Origin of the sequence: Paenibacillus sp. FSL W8-0194, assembly GCF_037969745.1 — a bacterium.
Taxonomy (GTDB): domain Bacteria; phylum Bacillota; class Bacilli; order Paenibacillales; family Paenibacillaceae; genus Paenibacillus_AQ; species Paenibacillus_AQ cookii.
Genome location: NZ_CP150205.1, coordinates 3,820,752 through 3,841,540, shown reverse-complemented (window position 1 = coordinate 3,841,540; position 20,789 = coordinate 3,820,752). Strand labels below are relative to the sequence as shown.

At 54.6% G+C, this 20,789-nt stretch carries 20 protein-coding genes; 19 read left to right on the top strand and 1 reads right to left on the bottom strand.

Going from position 1 to position 20,789, the window contains the following annotated elements; all coding sequences use genetic code 11:
• The first annotated feature begins 77 nt into the window (after positions 1-77).
• From fapR to MKY58_RS17275, 19 genes are all read left to right on the top strand, one after another.
• Positions 78-656: a transcription factor FapR gene (gene fapR / locus MKY58_RS17365; protein WP_036714465.1), complete on the top strand. Its 579-nt coding sequence runs from the start codon at positions 78-80 to the stop codon at positions 654-656.
• A 1-nt stretch (position 657) separates the two neighbouring features.
• Entirely contained in the window at positions 658-1,668 is a 1,011-nt protein-coding gene (plsX, locus tag MKY58_RS17360) for a phosphate acyltransferase PlsX (RefSeq protein WP_339321357.1), read from the top strand.
• Positions 1,665-2,654, top strand: a complete 990-nt coding sequence (locus MKY58_RS17355) for a beta-ketoacyl-ACP synthase III (protein ID WP_339321356.1) — start codon at positions 1,665-1,667, stop codon at positions 2,652-2,654. Before plsX ends, MKY58_RS17355 begins: the two co-directional genes overlap by 4 nt.
• Positions 2,655-2,800: 146 nt before the next feature.
• Positions 2,801-3,724: an ACP S-malonyltransferase gene (fabD, locus tag MKY58_RS17350; protein WP_339321355.1), complete on the top strand. Its 924-nt coding sequence runs from the start codon at positions 2,801-2,803 to the stop codon at positions 3,722-3,724.
• Positions 3,725-3,775: 51 nt separating this feature from the next.
• Positions 3,776-4,525, top strand: coding sequence for a 3-oxoacyl-[acyl-carrier-protein] reductase (fabG, locus tag MKY58_RS17345; RefSeq protein WP_212948892.1), 750 nt, complete (start codon positions 3,776-3,778; stop codon positions 4,523-4,525).
• Between the two features lie 102 nt (positions 4,526-4,627).
• Complete coding sequence (gene acpP, locus MKY58_RS17340) at positions 4,628-4,861, top strand: acyl carrier protein (RefSeq protein WP_019638123.1); 234 nt, start codon at positions 4,628-4,630, stop codon at positions 4,859-4,861.
• A gap of 133 nt (positions 4,862-4,994) precedes the next feature.
• Positions 4,995-6,233: a beta-ketoacyl-ACP synthase II gene (gene fabF / locus MKY58_RS17335; protein ID WP_339321354.1), complete on the top strand. Its 1,239-nt coding sequence runs from the start codon at positions 4,995-4,997 to the stop codon at positions 6,231-6,233.
• Positions 6,234-6,245: 12 nt separating this feature from the next.
• Positions 6,246-6,956 (top strand): ribonuclease III, encoded by a 711-nt coding sequence (gene rnc, locus MKY58_RS17330; protein ID WP_036714478.1) that lies wholly within the window; start codon positions 6,246-6,248, stop codon positions 6,954-6,956.
• A 156-nt stretch (positions 6,957-7,112) separates the two neighbouring features.
• Positions 7,113-10,682: a chromosome segregation protein SMC gene (gene smc / locus MKY58_RS17325; protein ID WP_339321353.1), complete on the top strand. Its 3,570-nt coding sequence runs from the start codon at positions 7,113-7,115 to the stop codon at positions 10,680-10,682.
• Between the two features lie 34 nt (positions 10,683-10,716).
• Positions 10,717-11,721: a signal recognition particle-docking protein FtsY gene (gene ftsY / locus MKY58_RS17320; protein WP_339321352.1), complete on the top strand. Its 1,005-nt coding sequence runs from the start codon at positions 10,717-10,719 to the stop codon at positions 11,719-11,721.
• Positions 11,722-12,025: 304 nt separating this feature from the next.
• Complete coding sequence (locus MKY58_RS17315; protein ID WP_339321351.1) at positions 12,026-12,859, top strand: hypothetical protein; 834 nt, start codon at positions 12,026-12,028, stop codon at positions 12,857-12,859.
• Positions 12,860-13,311: 452 nt separating this feature from the next.
• Positions 13,312-13,959, top strand: a complete 648-nt coding sequence (locus MKY58_RS17310) for a hemolysin III family protein (RefSeq protein WP_339325189.1) — start codon at positions 13,312-13,314, stop codon at positions 13,957-13,959.
• 160 nt (positions 13,960-14,119) lie between these two features.
• Complete coding sequence (locus MKY58_RS17305; protein WP_339321350.1) at positions 14,120-14,476, top strand: putative DNA-binding protein; 357 nt, start codon at positions 14,120-14,122, stop codon at positions 14,474-14,476.
• A 24-nt stretch (positions 14,477-14,500) separates the two neighbouring features.
• Positions 14,501-15,883 carry a signal recognition particle protein gene (gene ffh, locus MKY58_RS17300; protein ID WP_339321349.1) on the top strand — a complete coding sequence of 461 codons (1,383 nt, stop codon included), beginning with the start codon at positions 14,501-14,503 and terminating at the stop codon, positions 15,881-15,883.
• Between the two features lie 38 nt (positions 15,884-15,921).
• Positions 15,922-16,194 (top strand): 30S ribosomal protein S16, encoded by a 273-nt coding sequence (rpsP, locus tag MKY58_RS17295; RefSeq protein ID WP_036714483.1) that lies wholly within the window; start codon positions 15,922-15,924, stop codon positions 16,192-16,194.
• A gap of 22 nt (positions 16,195-16,216) precedes the next feature.
• On the top strand, positions 16,217-16,447 hold the full coding sequence (locus MKY58_RS17290) for a KH domain-containing protein (RefSeq protein ID WP_036714484.1): 231 nt from the start codon (positions 16,217-16,219) through the stop codon (positions 16,445-16,447).
• Positions 16,448-16,725: 278 nt separating this feature from the next.
• Positions 16,726-17,244 carry a ribosome maturation factor RimM gene (gene rimM / locus MKY58_RS17285; protein ID WP_339321348.1) on the top strand — a complete coding sequence of 173 codons (519 nt, stop codon included), beginning with the start codon at positions 16,726-16,728 and terminating at the stop codon, positions 17,242-17,244.
• A gap of 4 nt (positions 17,245-17,248) precedes the next feature.
• On the top strand, positions 17,249-17,995 hold the full coding sequence (gene trmD / locus MKY58_RS17280) for a tRNA (guanosine(37)-N1)-methyltransferase TrmD (RefSeq protein ID WP_339325188.1): 747 nt from the start codon (positions 17,249-17,251) through the stop codon (positions 17,993-17,995).
• Between the two features lie 67 nt (positions 17,996-18,062).
• On the top strand, positions 18,063-19,418 hold the full coding sequence (locus MKY58_RS17275; protein WP_212948899.1) for a dipeptidase: 1,356 nt from the start codon (positions 18,063-18,065) through the stop codon (positions 19,416-19,418).
• 67 nt (positions 19,419-19,485) lie between these two features.
• Here MKY58_RS17275 and MKY58_RS17270 read toward each other — a convergent pair whose 3' ends face one another.
• A complete protein-coding gene (locus tag MKY58_RS17270; protein ID WP_339321347.1) occupies positions 19,486-20,442 on the bottom strand; it encodes a YafY family protein in 957 nt (318 codons plus the stop codon).
• Between the last annotated feature and the right edge of the window lie 347 nt (positions 20,443-20,789).

Genomic DNA, 20,789 nt, shown 5'->3' with positions numbered 1-20,789 from the left:
GATACGGAATTCGTTTTTATAACAGGAGTTAACGCCGGATTTTACAAGATGCTAAGGAGGTGCCTCTGATCGAACGGTTGCCCAAGAAACAGCGACATCAGCAGTTATTGAAAATCATTGAAGAAAACCCGTTTGTGACGGACCGCGAATTGACCCGCGAGCTGAAGGTCAGCATCCAAACGATCCGCCTCGACCGAATGGAGCTTGGCATCCCCGAACTGAGGGAGCGCATGAAGCAGATGGCCGAGCATTCCTACGACCAGGTGCGTTCGCTTCCGCTGGATGAGGTTGTCGGCGATGTTGTGGATCTGCAGCTGGACAAGAGCGGCATCTCCATATTCGAAATCCGGGAAGAGCATGTCTTTTCACGGACGCATATTGCCCGCGGACATTACGTCTTCGCCCAGGCGAACTCATTGGCGGTAGCCCTGATCAACGACGAAATCGCGCTGACGGCCTCGGCGGACATTCGCTTTTTGCGGCAGGTGCATTTAGGCGAGAAGTGCATCGCCAAAGCTTACGTCAGATCGATGAACGGACACAGGGGAAAAGCCAAGGTCGAAGTGTTTACCTACGTCGGCGAAGAAATGGTGTTCCAAGGCAATTTCGTCATTTATCGCTCAACAGGGGAAGATCATATTGAAGGAGGAATGTAGTATGCGGATCGCCATTGACGCCATGGGAGGCGACAACGCTCCCGAATGCAACGTCGAAGGAGCTTTGGCCGCTGCTGCCGAATGGAAAGATACGGAAATCGTATTGGTGGGGGACGAATCGAAAATTCAAGCGCTGCTTCATAAAAACGGCGGCCAGCTCCCTTCCAATCTGGGCGTCCGCCATGCGGGCGAAGTGATCGGTCCGGAGGATGAGCCGGTTAAAGCGGTTCGGCGCAAAAAGGATGCTTCCATGGTCGTGGCCGGACGCATGCTCAAGGAAAAAGAAGCCGACGCAATGATTTCGGCCGGCAACACCGGCGCTCTGATGACGACGGGGCTTCTGATCGTCGGAAGGATGGAAGGCATCGAGCGGCCGGCCCTCGCGCCGATGATACCGACGCTGGACGGAGCCGGCGTCCTGGCGCTGGATTTGGGCGCCAATATGGATGCGAAGCCCGAGCATCTCGCGCAATACGCGCTGATGGGTAGCCTGTACAGGCAGAAGGTGATGGGCGTCGAACGGCCGCGCGTCGGCCTTCTGAACGTCGGCACCGAACCCGGCAAGGGGAACGAGCTGACGAAGCAGACGTTTCCGCTGCTGGAGCAGATGCCGATCCATTTCGTCGGCAACGTGGAGGCCCGCGACATCATGATGGGCACCTGCGACGTTCTCGTTTGCGACGGCTTTGCGGGCAACATTTTGCTTAAGGCCGTCGAAGGCACGGCGGGAGCGATGTTCAAACTGCTGAAGGAACAGTTCACGGCCAACCTCAAAAGCAAGCTGGGAGCAGCACTCCTCATGCCCCAAATGCGCGGGTTGAAGGAAAAGCTGGACTACAAGGAACATGGCGGCGCTCCGCTGCTCGGCTTGAGCGGGTTGATCGTGAAAAGCCACGGCTCGGCCGACGGAAACGCGATCAAAAATGCGGTCCGCCAAGCCCGGATTGCCATTCAGAACAAGCTGGTAGAAAGCATTTCAAACGAAATTAGCGGGAAGAGAGTGACGATATGAACACATTGCGGCCAGTAGGTATCATCGGCACGGGAAAGTACGTGCCCGAGAAGATTTTGACAAACGCCGACCTGGAAAAAATGGTGGACACCAACGACGAATGGATCGTATCCCGCACGGGGATCCGCGAGCGCCATATCGCGGCCGAAGACCAGGCGACGTCCGATCTTTGTTATGAAGCGGCGGTAAAAGCGCTGGAGTCTGCCGGAATGACGGCGGATCAGCTGGACCTGATCATCGTGGCGACGATCACGCCGGATACGTTCTTCCCGTCCACGGCGTGCGTTTTGCAGGATAAGCTTGGAGCGAAAAAGGCAGCCGCCTTCGATTTGTCCGCAGCCTGCTCCGGGTTCGTGTACGGGCTGGCGACGGCCAGCAATTTCATCGGCACGGGCATGTACAACAACGCCCTCGTCATCGGCGCGGACTGCCTCTCCCGGATCACCGACTATACGGATCGCAACACATGCGTCCTGTTCGGCGACGGGGCGGGCGCCGTCATTCTCGGCGAAGTTCCCGCGGGCCGCGGGTTCCAATCCTTCGACCTGGGCGCCGAAGGAGCCGGAGGCACCTTGCTTAAGCTGGAAGCGGGCGGTTCCCGATTGCCGGCATCGGTCGAAACGTTGGAAGGCAAAAAGCATTATATCTACATGAACGGCCGGGAAGTCTTCAAGTTTGCCGTCCGCGTCATGAACACCGCTACCGAGGACGTGCTGAAAAAAGCGGGCAAAACGAAAGAGGATATCGACCTGTTCGTGCCTCACCAGGCCAACATCCGCATCATCCAATCCGCGATGGAGCGCCTGGAGCTTTCGGAGGACAAGGTCGTCATTAACGTGGATAAATACGCGAACACTTCGGCGGCGTCGATTCCGCTCGCGCTCGTCGAAGCGGCAGAGCAGGGCCGGATGAAGGAAGGCGACTGCGTGCTGATGGTCGGTTTCGGGGGCGGCCTCACTTGGGGAGCTTCCGTTCTGATATGGTAATCGCCCTTGCAACGATTTAGGGGACGCCGGATGATCCCGCGACCCCGTTTCATTACGTAGGCCGAAGCTGCCGCCGGCCGTTGCTTTAAGGGAAAACACGGCCGGCGCCCGCAAGGCAACACAAGTTAGTGGGAGGAGCGCAAAAGATGGGTAAAACGGCATTTGTATTTCCTGGACAAGGAGCCCAGTCCGTCGGAATGGGCAAAGACTTTTACGAGGCGCATGCCGCCTCGCGCGAAATTATCGACAGCGCGGACCGCGCGCTGGGATTTCAGCTTTCGAAGCTCATGTTCGAAGGCCCGGACGGCGAATTGAAGAAGACGTTTAATACGCAGCCGGCTTTGCTGACGGCGAGCATCGCCGCATTAACGGCGCTCCGCGAGAAAGGAATCGAGCCCGATTACGTCGCCGGCCATAGTTTGGGCGAATACAGCGCGCTTGTCGCTGCCGGAGTTCTTGTCTTCCAAGACGCGGTGAAAATCGTGCGTGCCCGCGGCGAATTCATGGAGGCGGCCGTTCCCGGGGGACAAGGTGCCATGGCGGCCGTGCTCGGCGCGGACCGTTCGGCTCTGGAGCAGCTGTGCCGCAACGTCACGGAGGAAGGCCATCTGGTGGAAATGGCCAACATCAACTGCCCGGGACAAATCGTCGTTTCCGGCACCAAAGAAGGCGTTGCCGCCGTTGGGGAACGCGTGAAGGAAGCCGGGGGCAAACGGGCGATCCCGCTCGAAGTCAGCGGACCGTTCCATTCCTCCCTGATGAAGGAAGCGGCGCAGAAGTTGGCGGCGAAGCTTGAGGAGGCCGCGTTCAGCGAACCCGCCGTTCCGGTCGTTGCCAACGTAACGGCCCGTCCGGCCGAAAATGCGGACCGGATCCGGGAGCTTCTCGTCGAGCAGGTGTATTCTCCCGTCCTTTGGGAAGACACGGTGGCTTACCTGATCGCCGAAGGCGTCGACACGTTCGTCGAGATCGGACCGGGCAACGTGCTGACGGGGCTCGTCAAAAAAATGGACAAGACCGTGAAGCTGATCAACATCAATACGCTTGAAAGTCTATCCGCAAGCTTCTAAAAATACGGGATGAAAGAAATGCCCGTATACTAAGAAGAAAGGAGAATTCGCATGTCCAAACCATTGCAGGGACAAGCCGCGCTCGTTACCGGCGCATCCCGCGGGATCGGCCGCAGCATCGCGCTTGCGCTTGCCGAAGCCGGAGCGAACGTTGCCGTCAACTATTCGGGCAGCGAAGCCGCCGCGCAGGCGGTCGTCGATGAGATCAAGCAGCTGGGCGTCGAGGCGTTCGCCGTTCAGGCCAACGTCGGGCAATCGGACCAGGCCGAGAACCTTATCAAAGAGGTAACGAACGTATTCGGCCGGATCGACATCCTGGTAAACAACGCGGGAATTACGAGAGACAACCTGATCATGCGCATGAAAGAGGAAGAATTCGACCAAGTGATCGAAACCAATCTCAAAGGCGTGTTCAACTGCCTCAAATCCGCCAGCCGTCCGATGATGAAACAGCGCTACGGCCGGATCATCAACATCTCTTCGGTCGTCGGCGTGCTCGGCAACGCGGGGCAGGCTAACTACGTGGCGGCGAAAGCCGGCGTCATCGGCCTGACCAAGTCATCGGCGCGGGAGCTTGCTTCGCGCGGCATTACGGTGAACTGCGTGGCTCCGGGATTTATCGACACCGATATGACCCGCGAGCTTTCGGATGAACTGAGAGACAAAATGATTCGGGATATTCCGCTCGCCCGTCTCGGCCGGCCGGAGGAAATTGCCAAGGTTGTGGTTTTCCTGGCCTCCGAAGGGGCATCCTATATGACAGGACAAACTCTTCATGTAGACGGCGGCATGTATATGTAACGCCCGCAAAAACAGGCTAGACGGCCAAAAAGAGAACCGTTTTCATAGCCTCTGGCATTTTGAAAACTTTTCTCGTATAATACCAAGGAGGAGGTGAACCGGATGTCCGATGTATTGGAGCGTGTAAAGCGCATCGTCGTGGATCGTTTGGGTGCTGACGAAGCTGAGGTAACACTGGAAGCATCTTTTAAAGATGATCTTGGTGCTGATTCTCTCGACGTTGTTGAACTCGTCATGGAATTGGAAGACGAATTCGATCTGGAAATCTCTGATGAAGACGCAGAGAAAATTACGACCGTAGGTGAAGTTGTAAATTACATACAATCTCATACCTAAGTCATTTGATAAGTCCCGTACTGCTATACAGGCGGGACTTCTCCTCATTTTGAAAGTGAAATGCGAATGGACATGAATATTTGCACCGGACGGGCTTCTATCGTCCGTGCAATCGATATAGAGGTGAACGTACTTGAAGCATAGAGTGGTTATAACCGGGATGGGCGTTGTGACGGCACTCGGCCATGACCTGGACACGTTTTGGAATAACTTGATGGCGGGCAAATCGGGGGTTTCGAGGATCGAATCTTTCGACGTCAGCGAATATCCTACGCAAATTGCGGCTTCGGTCAAGGATTTTAATCCCGAAGACTTCATGGACAAGAAGGAAGCCCGCAAAATGGACCGCTTCGTCCAGTTTGCGGTAGCGGCCGGAAAAGCGGCGCTTCAGCACAGCGGGCTGGACATCGCGAAGGATGCGGATGCGAATCGCGTCGGCGTGTCCATCGGGTCCGGCATCGGCGGTCTCGGAACTTGGGAAGACCAGCACAACATTCTGCTCGAAAAGGGGCCGAAACGCGTTAGCCCGTTTTTCATCCCGATGATGATCGCCAACATGGCTTCCGGCCAATTGTCCATCATGCTCGGGGCGAAGGGGCCGAATACGACGCCGGTCACGGCTTGCGCCACCGGTTCGCATGCCATCGGCGATTCGTTTAAGCTCATCCAGCGCGGCGACGCGGACGTCATGATCTGCGGCGGTGCCGAAGCGACGATCCGTCCGACGGGGATGGCCGGATTTTGCGCGATGCGCGCGATGTCCACGCGCAATGACGAGCCGGAAAAAGCGAGCCGTCCGTTTGACACGGGCCGCGACGGGTTCGTCATGGGCGAGGGGGCCGGCATTCTGGTTCTGGAATCGCTAGAGCATGCCCAAAAACGCGGCGCGCGCATTATCGCCGAGGTTGTCGGCTACGGCCTGAGCGGCGATGCTTACCACATTACCGAGCCGGATCCGGACGGGCCTGCACGCTGCATGACGATGGCGCTGCGCGACGCCGGGCTTGACCCCGAGGCGGTCGACTACATTAACGCCCACGGGACCTCAACGCCTGTCGGCGACCGTTCCGAAACGATCGCGATCAAAAAGGCGCTGGGCGACCATGCTGCCAAGGTAGCGGTCAGCTCGACGAAATCGATGACCGGCCATCTGCTGGGCGCGGCCGGCGGCGTCGAAGCGGTTATTTGCGGATTGTCGCTCGAACATCAAAAAATCGCGCCAACGATCAATTTGGAAAATCAGGATCCGGAATGCGATCTGGATTACGTTCCGAATCATGCCCGCGACGCGAAGCTGGACGTCGTCATGTCCAACTCTTTTGGTTTTGGCGGCCATAATGCCACGATCATTCTTAAAAAATTCGATGAGTAAGGGGACGATTTGTTGAGTGGAGATCTGAAGCAGTTACAGCAGAAACTTCAAATCCAATTTCACAATCGGCTGCTGCTGAAACAGGCCTTTACCCACGCTTCTTATGTCAACGAACACCGCTTCAGCCAGCAGCAGGATAACGAACGCCTTGAATTTCTGGGCGATGCCGTGCTGGAGCTGACGGTATCCGAATATCTGTACCGGCTTTTTCCGAACCGTCCCGAAGGTGAACTGACAAAGCTGCGCGCGGCCATCGTCTGCGAGCCGTCGCTCGTGAAGTTTGCGGAAAGTTTGGAATTCGGGCAGTACGTGCTGCTCGGAAAAGGGGAAGAGCTGACCGGCGGGCGCACCCGCCCGGCTTTGCTCGCGGACGTTTTCGAATCGTTTGTCGGCGCCCTTTATCTCGATCAGGGCCTGGAAGCGGCCCGTTCGTTTTTGCAGACCTACGTTTTTCCCCAAGTCGAATCCGGGGGCAATCTCCATATGAGCGATTTCAAGACGGAGCTGCAGGAATTGACGCAGCATCATAATATGGGCGCTTTGGAATACCGGATCGTAGAAGAACGGGGTCCGGCGCATGAACGTGAGTTTGTCTCCGAGGTATATATGGGAAATGAGCGCGTAGGAAGAGGAACGGGCCGCTCCAAGAAAGAAGCCGAGCAGCAGGCTGCGGCAGTCGCCCTGAAGCAGCTGAAGCTCGCGGGAACGGACGGCTCCCTGTAAGTATTCAAGGACAAACAAAGAGCAAAGAGCAGTCGCACATGATGAACGGCAGTAGCCTTCAGACTGCTTTTTGCTCTTTCTTCGTTGAAGGCCGGCCGAGCTCCCAATGAGGCGTGGGGTTATGGTATTATAAGGTTTAGAGGTGATTTGGATTATATGTTTTTGAAGCGGATTGAATTAGCGGGTTTTAAATCGTTTGCCGACAAAACCGAAATGGAATTTGTCCGCGGCATCACGGCGGTCGTAGGTCCGAACGGCAGCGGCAAAAGCAACATTTCCGACGGCATCCGCTGGGTTCTTGGGGAACAAAGCGCCAAATCGCTGCGCGGAGGCAAAATGGAGGACATTATCTTTGCGGGAAGCGACGCGCGTAAGGCGGTCAATTTCGGCGAAGTGTCGCTGACCCTCGATAATGAGGACCATGCCCTGCCTCTTGATTTTAACGAGGTAACGGTGACGCGCCGGGTACACCGGAGCGGAGACAGCGAATATTTTATCAACAGGCAATCGTGCCGGCTGAAGGACATCACCGAGTTGTTCATGGATACCGGCATCGGCAAAGAAGCGTACTCCATTATCGGACAAGGCCGGATAGAAGAAATCTTGAGCACAAGGTCCGAGGACCGCAGAGGGATTTTCGAAGAGGCTTCCGGTATCGTCAAATATAAATCGCGAAAAAAAGATGCGGTCCGCAAGCTCGATGAAACCGAGCAAAATCTGCTCCGCATTCACGACTTGGTTACGGAACTAGAAGACCAGATCGGGCCGCTCAAGGAACAGTCCGAAAAGGCCATCCACTATAAACAGCTGCGCGAGCAGCTCAAAACGAAGGAAATTTCGCTGTACGTGCACCAAATCGAGCAGATCCACGCCGCCTGGAGCGAAGCCAACGCGAAGCTGAAGGTGCTGCAGGAGGAGCAGCTTCAGCTGTCCACGGTCGTGTCCGCGCATGATGCCAAGCTGGAAAGCGACCGGGCGGCGCTGCGCAAGCTGGAGTCGGAAGTCGAAACGCTGCAAGGCGAGCTTCTGCAGTACAGCGAGGCCTATGAGAAAAGCGAAGGATATGCGGAAGTGCTGCGGGAGCGCAAGCGGAACCTGGAAGCGAATCGGGAGCAGCTTTTGAATACGCTGAGCAGCGGAGATGAGCGTTTCGAGGACCGCAAGGCGGAAATTGAACTGCTGAAAACGAAGCTGGAAGCATCGCAGGACGAATTGAAGCAGCTGCGCGAGCAGCTTTCGAACGAAGAGTCCAAGCTGGCCGGCTTGACCGGGGGAATCAGCCAGCAGCAGGAGGAGAGCCTGAAAGGCAACTTGCTCGAGCTGATGAACCAAATGGCTCAGGCGCGCAACGAAATCCGTTATGCGGACCAGCAGCAGGAAGCTTTGGCCCGCCGCATGAGCCGCGCCGACGAGGAAACGGGCAAATGGGAAGGCAAAAAGGAAGAACTGATGGGCCGCAAGCAGCAGCTCGACCAGGCAATCGAAAAAATCGGGCAAGAGATTCGGGATCTTCGCGGCAGTTACATTACCGAAAGCGAACGGTACCAATCGCTTCAGCGGCTGCTGGATGAAAGCCAAAGCATGCTGCGGAAGTGGGAGCAGAAGCGCGAAGCGCAAATTTCGCGCCGGGACACGATGAAGGAAATGGCCGATGATTTTGACGGCTTTATGTTGGGCGTCAAGGAAGTGCTGAAGGCTGCGCGCAAATCGGTGCTGCATGGCGTACACGGGGCCGTCGCCGACCTCATCCGCGTACCGGAACGGCTGGAGCTTGCGGTTGAAACGGCGCTGGGCGCGTCGCTGCAGCATGTGGTCATGGATAACGAGGCGGTGTCCCGCCAAGCGATCGCATTCCTGAAGCAGCGGCAGCTCGGACGGGCGACGTTCCTGCCGCTCGACGTCATCCGCGCGCGGAACATTTCCTCCGGCGACCGGTCCATGATCGAAGGCGTGGAGGGATTTGTCGGCATTGCGGCCGACCTGATCCGATACGAGGACAGATATGCCCCGATCGTCGGCAGCCTGCTCGGCAATGTCATTCTGGCGGAAAGCCTGGAAGTAGCCAACAAAATCGCTGCCCGCTGCCAATACCGCTATCGGGTCGTAACGCTGGAAGGCGACGTCGTGAATGCCGGCGGTTCGATGACGGGCGGCAGCCAGCACAAGAAAAACAACAACCTGCTCGGCCGCAAACGCCAGCTCGAACAGCTGGACCAGGAAATATTAGATACGGAAAATCAGCTGCGCAAGCTGACCCAAAGCATCCAGGACGTGAAAAACCAGCTGGCCGAAACGCAGGAGAAGCTGGATAAGCTTCGCCAAACCGGCGACGAAAAGCGGATCGAAGAGCAGAACCTCTCCGGCGACCTGAAGCAGTTGGAGCATGAGCTTCGGCATGTGCTGGAGCAGGTGCAGCTGGCCGGCCAGGAGCGAACCGGCTTCAATGAAGAAAACGAACTGCTGCAGAAAGCGCGCGATGAAGCCGTCAAAAAGCTCGCGCAGCTGGAGGAGGAAGAAAAGGCGACGCATCAGGCGATCCAGGCTGCCGAATTTGCCCGCAAAGCCAGCGAATCGGCCAAGGAGGAGCTCCAGACCCAGCTGACCCAGCTCAAAGTCCGGGAAGGCAAGCTGGACCAGGAATGTTTCTCGCTTGAGGAACAGCTCCGCCGGATGCAAAACGAATTCAACTCCCACGATAAGGAGCTGCGCCAATCGAAGACGCTGCTGGCATCGATCGAGGCGGATCTCGAAAACAACGCCAAGGAATCGATCCAGCAAATCGAGGACCTGAACCGCTACAAGCTGAAGAAGGAGCAGGCATCCGAGCAGCTGGATTTCAAGCGTGCGGCCCGGATGCAGCTTTCGAAAAAGCTGGAACAGGACGAAAGCGAAACGAAGGAGCAGCGGACGCGCCTGAAGGCGGTGGAAGACCAGCTGCGGCAAACGGAAATCGGCGTGAACCGGCTTGACGTCGAATTGGAGAATATCCTCAAAAAGCTGAGCGAGGACTATGAGCTTAGCTATGAGCTGGCCAAAGCGAGATATCCGGTTCCGGAAGACGTGCCTGCCGTGCAGGCCGAGGTCCGCGAATTGAAGCGCGGCATTGCGGCGCTCGGTGACGTCAACTTGGGCGCCATCGAGGAATATCAGCGCGTCAACGAACGGTATCAGTTCCTCAGCGAGCAAAAGGCCGATCTGGTCGAGGCCAAAACGACCCTGTACGAGGTCATCCGGGAAATGGACGATGAGATGTCCAAGCGGTTCAAGCAGACCTTCGATGCCATCCGGCACGAATTCGGCACGGTGTTCGTCAAGCTGTTCGGCGGCGGCCGGGCAGACCTCGTGCTGCTGGATCCCGAGCATCTGCTGGAAACGGGCATCGACATCGTCGCGCAGCCTCCGGGCAAAAAGCTGCAAAACCTGCAGCTGCTTTCCGGCGGCGAACGAGCGTTGACCGCCATGGCGCTGCTGTTTGCCATTTTGCAGGTCAAACCGGTGCCGTTTTGCGTGCTCGACGAAGTGGAAGCGGCGCTCGACGAAGCGAACGTCGTTCGTTTTGCCCAATATTTGCGCGAGTTTTCCGAACAAACGCAGTTTATCGTCGTGACGCACCGCAAAGGCACGATGGAAGAAGCCGACGTGCTGTACGGCGTAACGATGGAGGAAGGCGGGGTATCCAAGCTGGTATCCGTCCGCCTCGAAAACGATGAAGCCGAGATCGCCTGACATCAGGCAATGACGACAGAGATGGAGGAGACATATGAGCTTTTTCAAAAAGCTGAAAGAAAGCATTTCCAGCAAAACCGAGGCGGTGACAAGCAAATTCCGCGACGGCCTGGAAAAAACCCGCAAGGGATTTGTCGAGAAAGTGGCGGACCTGATGATTCGCCGCAAAAAAATCGACGAGGAATTTTACGAGGAGCTCGAAGAGATTTTGATCGGGGCCGACGTCGGCGTCAATACGGTCATGGAGCTCATCGACGATCTGCGCGCCGAGGTGAAGAAACAGCGGATCGAAGACGCATCCGAGCTGCAGCCGATTTTGTCGCAAAAGCTGATGGAGCTGCTGCGCGGAGACGACGATAACGCCATTCGCATGAACCCGGACGGCATCACCGTCATTTTGTTCGTCGGCGTCAACGGCGTCGGCAAAACGACGACGATCGGCAAGCTGGCCCACCGTTTTAAGCAGGAAGGGAAAAAAGTGATCCTGGCCGCAGGCGACACGTTCCGTGCCGGGGCCATCGAGCAGCTTGAAGTATGGGGGGAACGCGCCGGCGTGGAAGTCATCAAGCAGCATGCCGGATCGGACCCTGCCGCCGTCATGTTCGATGCCGTGCAGGCCGCCAAGCAGCGGCAGGCGGATGTCCTCATTTGCGATACGGCAGGACGTTTGCAGAACAAAACGAACCTGATGGAAGAGCTGAATAAAATTTTCCGCGTCATTCAGCGGGAAATTCCGGGAGCGCCGCATGAAGTGCTGATGGTACTGGATGCGACGACCGGGCAAAACGCGCTCAACCAAGCGAAGCTTTTCGGCGAAAAAAGCGGCGTCACCGGCTTGGTGCTGACGAAGCTGGACGGCACTGCCAAAGGCGGCATCGTCGTAGCGATTCGCCAGGAGCTGAACCTGCCGGTCAAATTCGTCGGCCTCGGCGAAAAAATGGAGGATCTGCAGCCGTTTGATTCCGAGCAGTTCGTCCATGCGCTTTTTGCCGGACTGATTCAGGAGCAAGGCGACGAGACCGAAACAGCTAATGATTAAAAGTTAAGCGACATAGCCAACTAAGCTTATTACCCAGATAGTAACATAAAAAAAGGCTTTGCCATGGAAGGTCCGGGTTTCGGGGAAAACCGCTTCCGTCGCAAAGTCTTTTTTGATGAAGCGAGAAATCTTTTGACTTTATATCATTTATTTGGAATAACTTTGAACCGGACCGCCTTCTCGTTCGCCTATAAAGCATAAGACAAACGCATCATCCCGGGAAACTTTCAAATACTGAAAGTTGCGTTTTTCTATCACAAATTCATGAAATCAAAAGCTTTATACCCATGAGGAGGCAACCATAATGAAAAAAACGACCATTGCCGTATTAACGACAGCGCTGCTGCTTGGAGGAGCCGTGAACGGATCCGTCCTGCATGCCGCAACAAACGCCCAACCTGCCCAGAATGCACCCGTTTCCGGCACCGGCTTCTCCCTGAACCCCGGAATCGAGAAACAATATGGGGGAGCGGCGTTTACGCTGGAATCGCTGAAGGCCGGTTCGAATGCAACGGAATTTTCCCTTTCGCGGATCGTTCCGGAAAACATCGACAAAGAGATCGACAAAAATATTATGGCGATGAATATTCTGGTCATCGATACCAACGGACGGATTTACGAACGGATTCAAGCCAAAGAGCAATGGCGCCAAAAGCAGGACGGCAGCTTAGACCGGGTGTATACGGAGCAGGTGGCGGCATTAAAAGGAAACCCGAAAACGCTGAAGCTCAAACCGTATGTAGGAGGCAATTACGACGACAACTCCCTTCAATCGGCACAAAAAGCGAACGTGACGGTTCCATTGAAGGGAAAATATCCGATCGTACTCGATCAAGGTAAAATCGGCACCGTGGCCATAACGAGCGTGGAATACGGAAAAGATAAGACGGTTCTGAACGTGACGGCCAAGGGAGAAGCGGCTTCCGTTCAAACGGTTCCGATCTGGCTTGTACAAAACGGAAAATCTCTTAATCAGCTGCGCAAGGAGTTGATCGGAGTTGACAAGGGCGTATATCGCTACCAATTGGTATTCCCGGCAGTGGACAAAAAAGCGGCGCTTAGCGCGATGACGAAACGAATGACACCTGTTACCTTTCTGAAGGAACTGGAGATGGAAGTAAATTTGGACCAAAAATGAACCCATCCGAGGCTTGTTTCGCCCATATCCGAAAACGGCGGTCACCGGAATTCATTCCGGCGGATTGCCGTTTTCGTTTTTCGTTCACTTATAAAAAAGGGTTACACCTCGCGAAGCCGAAGCGGGAGCCGCGTTCTCTGGCGCGGCCGGCGTACAGGCACACCTGCGGGGGTATTTTCATAAGCTTTAACAGGCTTAGGCTTAGGCGAAAACCGGTACATAAAAGAATCCTTTCTTGCGGTTCGCTCGAACATGATGTTTTTGGCATCAGGCAGCTGCAGCACCTAAAGATACAGCAATATATACACATCTTTTCATCGTTTTTTTATAGCCATTTTCCCCTTTGAACCTTCCATTGGAACAGCTGAGGACGGCCGGGACCCCGCAAAAGTGGAAATGGCAGAGGAGGGAAGGTTATAATGATAAGTAAAGAAACCATGAGAGGGTTGTTTATGGCGAACACATATACCTACAGCCGGCGGGAAGAAGTGGCCAATGCCATTACCCACGGCATCGGCGCGCTGCTTAGCGTAGCCGCTTTAATCGTTCTGATCGTCTTTTCGACGATGAAGGGAACGGCTTGGCATATCGTCAGTTTTTCCGTTTACGGCACGACGATGCTGATTTTGTATTTGAATTCCACCCTGGTGCACAGCTTTAAGGAAGGAAAAATCAAAGACCTGTTCGAAATTTTCGACCACTCTTCCATCTACTTGTTTATCGCCGGCACGTACACGCCGTTTATGTTGGTGGCGATCCGCGGACCGCTGGGCTGGACCTTGTTCGGGATCGTGTGGGGGATCGCCGTGTTGGGCTGCATTTTCAAAGCTTATTTCACGAAACGCTTTTTATTTATGTCGACGATATTTTATCTGATGATGGGCTGGATGGTCGTCGTTGCCTGGGGGCCCCTTACGGCAGCCGTGGCGTCCGGCGGAATCATTTTGCTCGCGGTCGGGGGCGTGCTTTATACGCTCGGAACGATATTTTACGTCTGGCGCGGGTTCCCGTTCCATCATGCCATTTGGCATTTATTCGTGCTAGGCGGCAGCATCGTCCACTTTTTCGCCGTGCTGGTTTATTTGCTCCCCTGGTCGTAAAACGCTTGATAGCAAGAGGTTCGAGCCGGTTGGGGGGCCGATGGGAAAAAGATCGGAGGATGACAAGGAATAATGCTTGACATCTTTCTTCGTTTTTTGTATGATAATGAACGTTAATGAAGTGTAAAGTGTTTTTCCTTGACGAAGGGAGTGCCCCTAAATGAGTCAGGAGAATCGGCTCGAGAAAACGAACCGGATCAATCTGTTGTTTGACTTCTATGAACTTTTGCTGACGGAAAAGCAGCAGACGTTCCTTAAATATTACTTTCACGATGATTTTTCCCTCGGGGAAATCGCCGCCGAATTCGAGATCAGCAGGCAGGCGGTATATGAACATATTAAACGGGCCGAGCAGGTGCTGGAGCAGTATGAGGAAAAGCTCGGGCTGCTCAAGAAGCACGAACGGCGCCTACAGGATTTAGAGAAGCTGCGCGAGTTGGTGAATGCCAGCGCGATGGCGCAGAGCGATAAAACGAACATTAATGATCTAGTGGATCAATTGGAAGCATGGGAATAAATCAAATGAAGGAGGTGGCGGTTCATGGCATTTGAAGGATTGACCAGCAGGCTGCAGAACGTATTCAGCAAGCTGCGCGGCAAAGGGAAGGTCACCGAGGACGACGTAAACGAAGCGATGCGCGAAGTGCGTCTGGCCCTTTTGGAAGCGGACGTCAACTTTAAAGTCGTCAAGGATTTCGTAGCCAAGGTGAAGGAGAAAGCCGTCGGCACGGAAGTGATGCAAAGCTTCACTCCGGGCATGGTGATCATTGACATCGTCAATAAAGAGCTTACCGAGCTGATGGGCGGAAGCCAGGCGAAACTGGCGAAAGCCAACAAGCCTCCAACCGTGATCATGATGGTCGGTTTGCAGGGTGCCGGTAAAACGACGACTTCCGGCAAGCTGGCCAAAATGCTGCAAAAGCAAAACCACCGTCCGCTGCTCGTTGCAGGCGATATTTATCGCCCGGCGGCAATCAAGCAGCTCCAGGTACTGGGAGAACAGATCCAAGTGCCGGTATTTTCGCTCGGAGACAAGACAAGCCCGGTGGAAATCGCGAAGCAGGGCTTGCAGCATGCCAAGGACAACGGCCATGATTATTTGATCGTCGATACCGCCGGCCGTCTTCACGTCGACGAAGAGTTGATGGAAGAGCTGCGGCAAATCCACGCCGAAATCAAGCCGGACGAAGTGCTGCTCGTCGTCGACGCCATGACGGGGCAGGATGCCGTCAATGTGGCGGACACGTTTAACAAGCAGCTCGAACTGACGGGCGTGGTCCTGACCAAGCTGGACGGCGATACGCGCGGCGGTGCCGCGTTGTCCGTCAAGGCGGTGACCGGCTGCCCGATCAAATTCGCCGCGCTGGGCGAAAAAGTCGACGCGCTTGAGCCTTTCCATCCGGAGCGGATGGCTTCGCGGATTCTCGGCATGGGCGATATGCTGTCGCTGATCGAAAAGGCGCAGTCCAACATCGACGCTGAAAAAGCCAAGGAAATGGAGCGCAAAATGCGCAACGCCGAATTTACCTTCGACGATTTCCTGGAGCAGATGGAGCAAGTGAAGAAGCTTGGACCGATCGACCAGATCATGGACATGATTCCCGGCATGGGCAAGCTGAAGCAGGTGAAAGACTTGAAGGTCGACGAGAAACAGATGGGCCGCATCGAAGCCATCGTGTTCTCGATGACGAAAGAAGAGAAACAGAATCCGGACATCATCAACCACAACCGCCGCAAGCGGATTGCCACGGGCAGCGGAACGTCGCTCGCCGAGGTGAACCGGCTGATCAAGCAGTTCGACGAGATGCGCCGGATGATGAAACAGTTCTCGGATATGATGGGGCCGAAAGGTCCTAAAGGCAAGGCCTTGAAACAGTTAAAAGGATTGGCCGGCAAAGGCGGACTTCGGTTCCCGTTCCGTTAATCTGAAAGATATATATTTTGTTGAAGGAGGTGAATTTCGTGGCAGTACGTATTCGTCTGAAACGCATGGGTGCTCATAAAGCTCCTTTCTACCGCATCGTGGTATCGGATTCCCGTTCCCCGCGTGACGGCCGTTTTATCGAAGAAATCGGTTACTACAACCCGGTACAACAACCGGCTGAAGTAAAAATCGATGAAGATAAAGCTCTTGCATGGCTCCAAAATGGTGCGCAAGCATCCGATACGGTTCGCAACTTGCTGAGCAAAGCGGGCGTGTTGAAGAAGTTCCATGAGCTGAAGCAACAGAAATAATGACTGATGGTGAGGGTTATCTATGGAAGAATTAGTCGGAGTCATTGCTAAGGCTTTAGTGGATCATCCCGAAGATGTGACCGTGAGAACGGTGGAGAAGGATCACCTGATTGTCTATGAACTGACCGTGCATCCGGACGATGTAGGGAAGGTCATCGGCAAGCAGGGCCGGATCGCCAAGGCGTTCCGCACGGTCGTCACTTCCGCAGCAGTCAAAATGGATAAACGCGTAACCGTGGATATTATATCTTAAAGGTACGAAGGGGGCTAGGATGCATTTCCTAGCCCTTTTTTTCGAATGATCGGATCGATATGTTTCCGGCGGAGCAAAATAGGCAGGAGAGCCGGAAATTTGCCGTTCAAGAAGGAATTATGCCTTATCCGCGGTATTATATAGGATGGAAGCAAATGCCGCCGGGCAAGCGGCGGTTATTTGTTTAAATATTCGGTTTCATTTTTCGAAGGCGCCAAAACGGCGTTTTTGGCTCCGGTCTACGGGACCGGAAACAGCAATGAATGCAGGAGGAAAGTATGCCGCAAACCATGTTAAACGTAGGCAAGATCGTAAACACCCACGGGATCAAAGGCGAGATCAAGGTATTGTCGCACACGGATTTTCCCGAAGTCCGTTTTGCCAAAGGCAGCGAGCTGTTGATCGTCCCGCCGGACGGGAAAGCGCCCTTGCCCGTCACGGTCGAATCCTCGAGATTCCATAAGAATATGTACATCGTGAAGCTGGAAGAGTACGATAATATCAACGACGTTGAAAAATTTAAGGGCAGCATGCTGAAAGTCAACGGCGAGGATTTGGTCGAGCTGCCGGAAGACGAGTTTTATTTCCATGAAATCATCGGCTGTCACGTCATGACGGATGAAGGACAGGAGCTGGGCGTCATTACGGAAATTCTTACGCCGGGAGCCAACGACGTATGGGTCGTGAAGCCGAAAGAGGGAAAAAGCATCCTGATTCCGTACATCGATGACGTCGTTCTGGACGTGAACGTCAAAGACCGGAAAGTGGTCGTTCATTTGATGGAAGGGCTGCTGTAATATGATGAAGGTCGATGTGCTGACATTGTTCCCGGAAATGATGGACGGCGTATTCCGCTCGAGCATACTCGGAAAAGCGCAGGAGAAAGGCATCGTCAGCTTGAATGCGATCAACTTCCGCGAGTATTCCAACAGCAAACACGGGACGGTGGATGATACGCCGTACGGGGGCGGGGGAGGCATGGTGCTGAAGCCGGAGCCGATTTTTTCGGCCGTGGAGGATTTGGTGTCCCGGACGTCCACGACTCCCCGCATTATTTTGATGTGCCCGCAAGGCGACACCTTTACGCAGCGCAAGGCGGAGGAGTTTGCCAAGGAGGAGCATCTTATTTTTATTTGCGGACATTACGAAGGGTATGATGAACGGATCCGCGAGCATCTGGTGACGGACGAGTTGTCAATTGGCGACTATGTGCTGACCGGCGGGGAGCTTCCGGCCATGGTAGCCATCGACTCGATCGTGCGTCTGCTGCCGGGAGTGCTGGGCAACGAAACCTCGGCCGTAACCGACTCGTTCAGCACGGGACTGCTCGAATATCCGCATTATACCCGTCCCGCCGAGTTCAGAGGCTGGAAGGTGCCCGATATTCTTCTAAGCGGACACCATGCCAACATTGAACTGTGGCGCCGCGAGCAGGCCTTGAAACGAACGCTGGAGCGCCGTCCGGACCTGCTGGACAAGGTCGAACTTACCGATCAGGACCGGCAAATCCTTAAACGGCTGCAGAACGAGCGAGAAAGCGGCCGATAGGCCGGTTTCCCGCTTGCTTCATCAAAGACGGGGCTCAAATCATCTTATCTTTCGAAGGAGGATCTCCATGGATTACAAAAATTATTTCCAGGGCAATAGAGACAAACATTTGGGCGAATTGAAGGAATGGTTGTCCATTCCGAGCATTTCGGCTTTGTCCGAACATAAACCGGATGTGAAGCGTGCTGCCGAGTGGCTTGCCGAGACGATGACCCGGGCCGGGCTTGAAAACGTTACAATTCATGAAACCAAAGGACATCCGATCGTGTATGCCGATCATCTGCATGCCGAAGGCAAACCGACGGTTCTCGTATACGGCCATTATGACGTGCAGCCGGTCGATCCGCTGAACCTGTGGCAAACGCCGCCGTTCGAGCCGGATATTCGCGACGGCAAACTGTTCGCCAGAGGAGCGACGGACGATAAAGGCCAATTATTCCTACATATCAAAGCGGTCGAAGCGATTCTGGCACAGGAAAAGCAGCTGCCCGTGAACATCAAATTTTGCGTTGAAGGCGAAGAAGAAGTATCCAGCCCGAACCTGCCGACGTTCCTCGAGGAGAATCAGGATCTGTTGAAAGCGGATATGGTGCTTATTTCCGATACTTCCCTGCTCGAAAAAGGAAAACCTGCCATTTGCGTGGGCTTGCGCGGGCTTTGCTCCCTCGAAGTGGCCCTCCACACCGCCAATACCGACCTGCATTCGGGTTCGTACGGCGGGGGCGTTCCGAATGCGCTGCATGCCATGGTCAGCTTGCTGGACTCCCTGCATGACGAAAAGGGACGGGTCAGCGTCGAAGGATTTTACAAAGGCGTGCTGGAGTTGACGCCGGAGGATCGCGAAGAATTCAAAAAACAAAACGTGGACGAAGAAAAGCTCAAGCAGGATCTGGGTCTGGACGCCCTGTTCGGGGAAGAAGGATTCACCTTTGCCGAAAGAACCGGAGCGCGCCCAACGCTGGAGCTGAACGGCGTTTACGGCGGCTTCCAAGGGGAAGGCAGCAAAACGGTCATTCCGAAGGAAGCGCATGCGAAAATTACCTGCCGCCTCGTTGGTCATCAGGATCCGCAGGACATTCTCGACAAAATCGAGAAACATCTTTACAGCCATGTGCCGACCGGCGCTAAGATCGTCGTGACCCCAATGGAAAAAGGCAATCCGTTTACGATCGATCCTTCCACGCCCGTGCTGCAAAAAGCGGCCGACGCCTATGAGCATGTATACGGCACGCGCCCTGTCTTTACCCGCGACGGCGGATCGATTCCGATCGTCGAAACGTTCTCGCGCGTTCTTGAAGCTCCAGTCGTGTGCATGGGCTTTGGCCTTCCGGACGAAAATCTTCATGCGCCGAACGAACATTTCAATCTCGAAAACTTCGATTTGGGTCTGCTGACCATCGTTGATTTCCTGAGAAGAGTGTAACCACGTGACAAGCCAAACAGCCTGGCCGCAAAGGAAACCTTTGCAGCCAGGCTGTTTTTCATTTGAATCATTGAAGCTTGGTCTGTCCATATTTATTTATCAGGTTTGCAACGACCTGGCGGATCTCCTGTAGCAGTTCAGGGCTATGTTTCAACGTCGCTTCATCACCCAACCCGACGATGAATTTCGCGAAATAAGGAAGGTCGCTGCTCGGAACGCGGCCTTCAAGCCAGCCGCTGCCGTCCTCCCGGACATGAAGCAGGCTCTCGCTCCACACCTCGGCCTCGCAGATTTGAACCCCTGCCATCGTTAGTTCGGCGTACACGGGAACTTGATCCGGGCTGGTATGTGTCGAGGGATGGTAGTTTTCCAGATGGATATGCCGTAGATTTTCGGGGGGTCTTGCCGAAGGAACGGCAGACTTGATCCGGTCGCAGCGAAACACGCGAAAACTATGGCTATTGAAACAATAGGCGGGACAGTACCAAAAACCGTTCCTCGTGTTGATGCCGATCGGCTGGATGTCGCGCTGCGATTGCCTTTGCCTGGAGGCATAATCGATCGTTAATACCTGCTGGCGAACCGCGGCGTTCAGCAGAATGCCCAGGAAAGGGGAGGACGCTTGTCTTTTTGGCGTGACAAAATCGACCCGATGTTTCATCTGATCGATCCGCTCCCGCGTGTCCTCCGGCATAAAACGGTAAAATTTTTGCAGCGCGGCAGAAGATTCCGCTTCAAACGGCAGCGAGGAATAATGGCGTAACGCATGAACGGCAAAAAACACCGACACCGCTTCCTCTTCGGTGAAAGCGATCGGAGGGAGCATTCGCTGGTTCAGCAATCGGTAGCCGCCGTGGGGACCAACCTCCGAATAAAGGGGCACGCCAAGCTCGCTCAGCTCCTGAAGGTCGCGCAATATCGTTCGGGGCGACACGTTGAATTCCGAGGCAAGCTCCTTGACGGTAAAGCTGCGTTTCCGGTTGACCGCCATCATGAGCTCCATGAGTCGTTTCGATTTGGACATAACATCTCTCCATTCGAGCAGGATCGGAAACGGCTTGTGTTATCCCGCCCTTTGCATAGTACATTTATGATTAAATCATGACAATCCTTGTCACTATTATGGGCTAAACGGAAGTCAACGTCCAGAGGGACGCTGCACCAAACCATCGTTCAAATAAACCAAAGGAGCTGGTCGATGGCGGGAATAAGGTTTCCTGCGATGCTTCTTTTTGATTCATACGTTTCCAAAGGGAGGCTCGACCTGGTGACGGATCCAGCGGTTTATTTCCGGTAAAGGTTGAAGCGAAAGCGAATTTAAAATATAATCACATTATGAAATAAAATTTTATATTTTGATCGTAATTTTGA

What these genes read in the sequence shown, in the direction of transcription:
- ftsY (WP_339321352.1), top strand. Translation starts at nt 10,717, where the DNA reads ATGAGCTTTTTCAAAAAGCTGAAAGAAAGCATTTCCAGCAAAACCGAG.
- MKY58_RS17270 (WP_339321347.1), bottom strand. Translation starts at nt 20,442, where the DNA reads ATGTCCAAATCGAAACGACTCATGGAGCTCATGATGGCGGTCAACCGG.
- MKY58_RS17310 (WP_339325189.1), top strand. Translation starts at nt 13,312, where the DNA reads ATGGCGAACACATATACCTACAGCCGGCGGGAAGAAGTGGCCAATGCC.
- rimM (WP_339321348.1), top strand. Translation starts at nt 16,726, where the DNA reads ATGCCGCAAACCATGTTAAACGTAGGCAAGATCGTAAACACCCACGGG.
- trmD (WP_339325188.1), top strand. Translation starts at nt 17,249, where the DNA reads ATGAAGGTCGATGTGCTGACATTGTTCCCGGAAATGATGGACGGCGTA.
- ffh (WP_339321349.1), top strand. Translation starts at nt 14,501, where the DNA reads ATGGCATTTGAAGGATTGACCAGCAGGCTGCAGAACGTATTCAGCAAG.
- MKY58_RS17355 (WP_339321356.1), top strand. Translation starts at nt 1,665, where the DNA reads ATGAACACATTGCGGCCAGTAGGTATCATCGGCACGGGAAAGTACGTG.
- MKY58_RS17275 (WP_212948899.1), top strand. Translation starts at nt 18,063, where the DNA reads ATGGATTACAAAAATTATTTCCAGGGCAATAGAGACAAACATTTGGGC.
- MKY58_RS17315 (WP_339321351.1), top strand. Translation starts at nt 12,026, where the DNA reads ATGAAAAAAACGACCATTGCCGTATTAACGACAGCGCTGCTGCTTGGA.
- plsX (WP_339321357.1), top strand. Translation starts at nt 658, where the DNA reads ATGCGGATCGCCATTGACGCCATGGGAGGCGACAACGCTCCCGAATGC.
- fabG (WP_212948892.1), top strand. Translation starts at nt 3,776, where the DNA reads ATGTCCAAACCATTGCAGGGACAAGCCGCGCTCGTTACCGGCGCATCC.
- acpP (WP_019638123.1), top strand. Translation starts at nt 4,628, where the DNA reads ATGTCCGATGTATTGGAGCGTGTAAAGCGCATCGTCGTGGATCGTTTG.
- smc (WP_339321353.1), top strand. Translation starts at nt 7,113, where the DNA reads ATGTTTTTGAAGCGGATTGAATTAGCGGGTTTTAAATCGTTTGCCGAC.
- MKY58_RS17305 (WP_339321350.1), top strand. Translation starts at nt 14,120, where the DNA reads ATGAGTCAGGAGAATCGGCTCGAGAAAACGAACCGGATCAATCTGTTG.
- MKY58_RS17290 (WP_036714484.1), top strand. Translation starts at nt 16,217, where the DNA reads ATGGAAGAATTAGTCGGAGTCATTGCTAAGGCTTTAGTGGATCATCCC.
- fabD (WP_339321355.1), top strand. Translation starts at nt 2,801, where the DNA reads ATGGGTAAAACGGCATTTGTATTTCCTGGACAAGGAGCCCAGTCCGTC.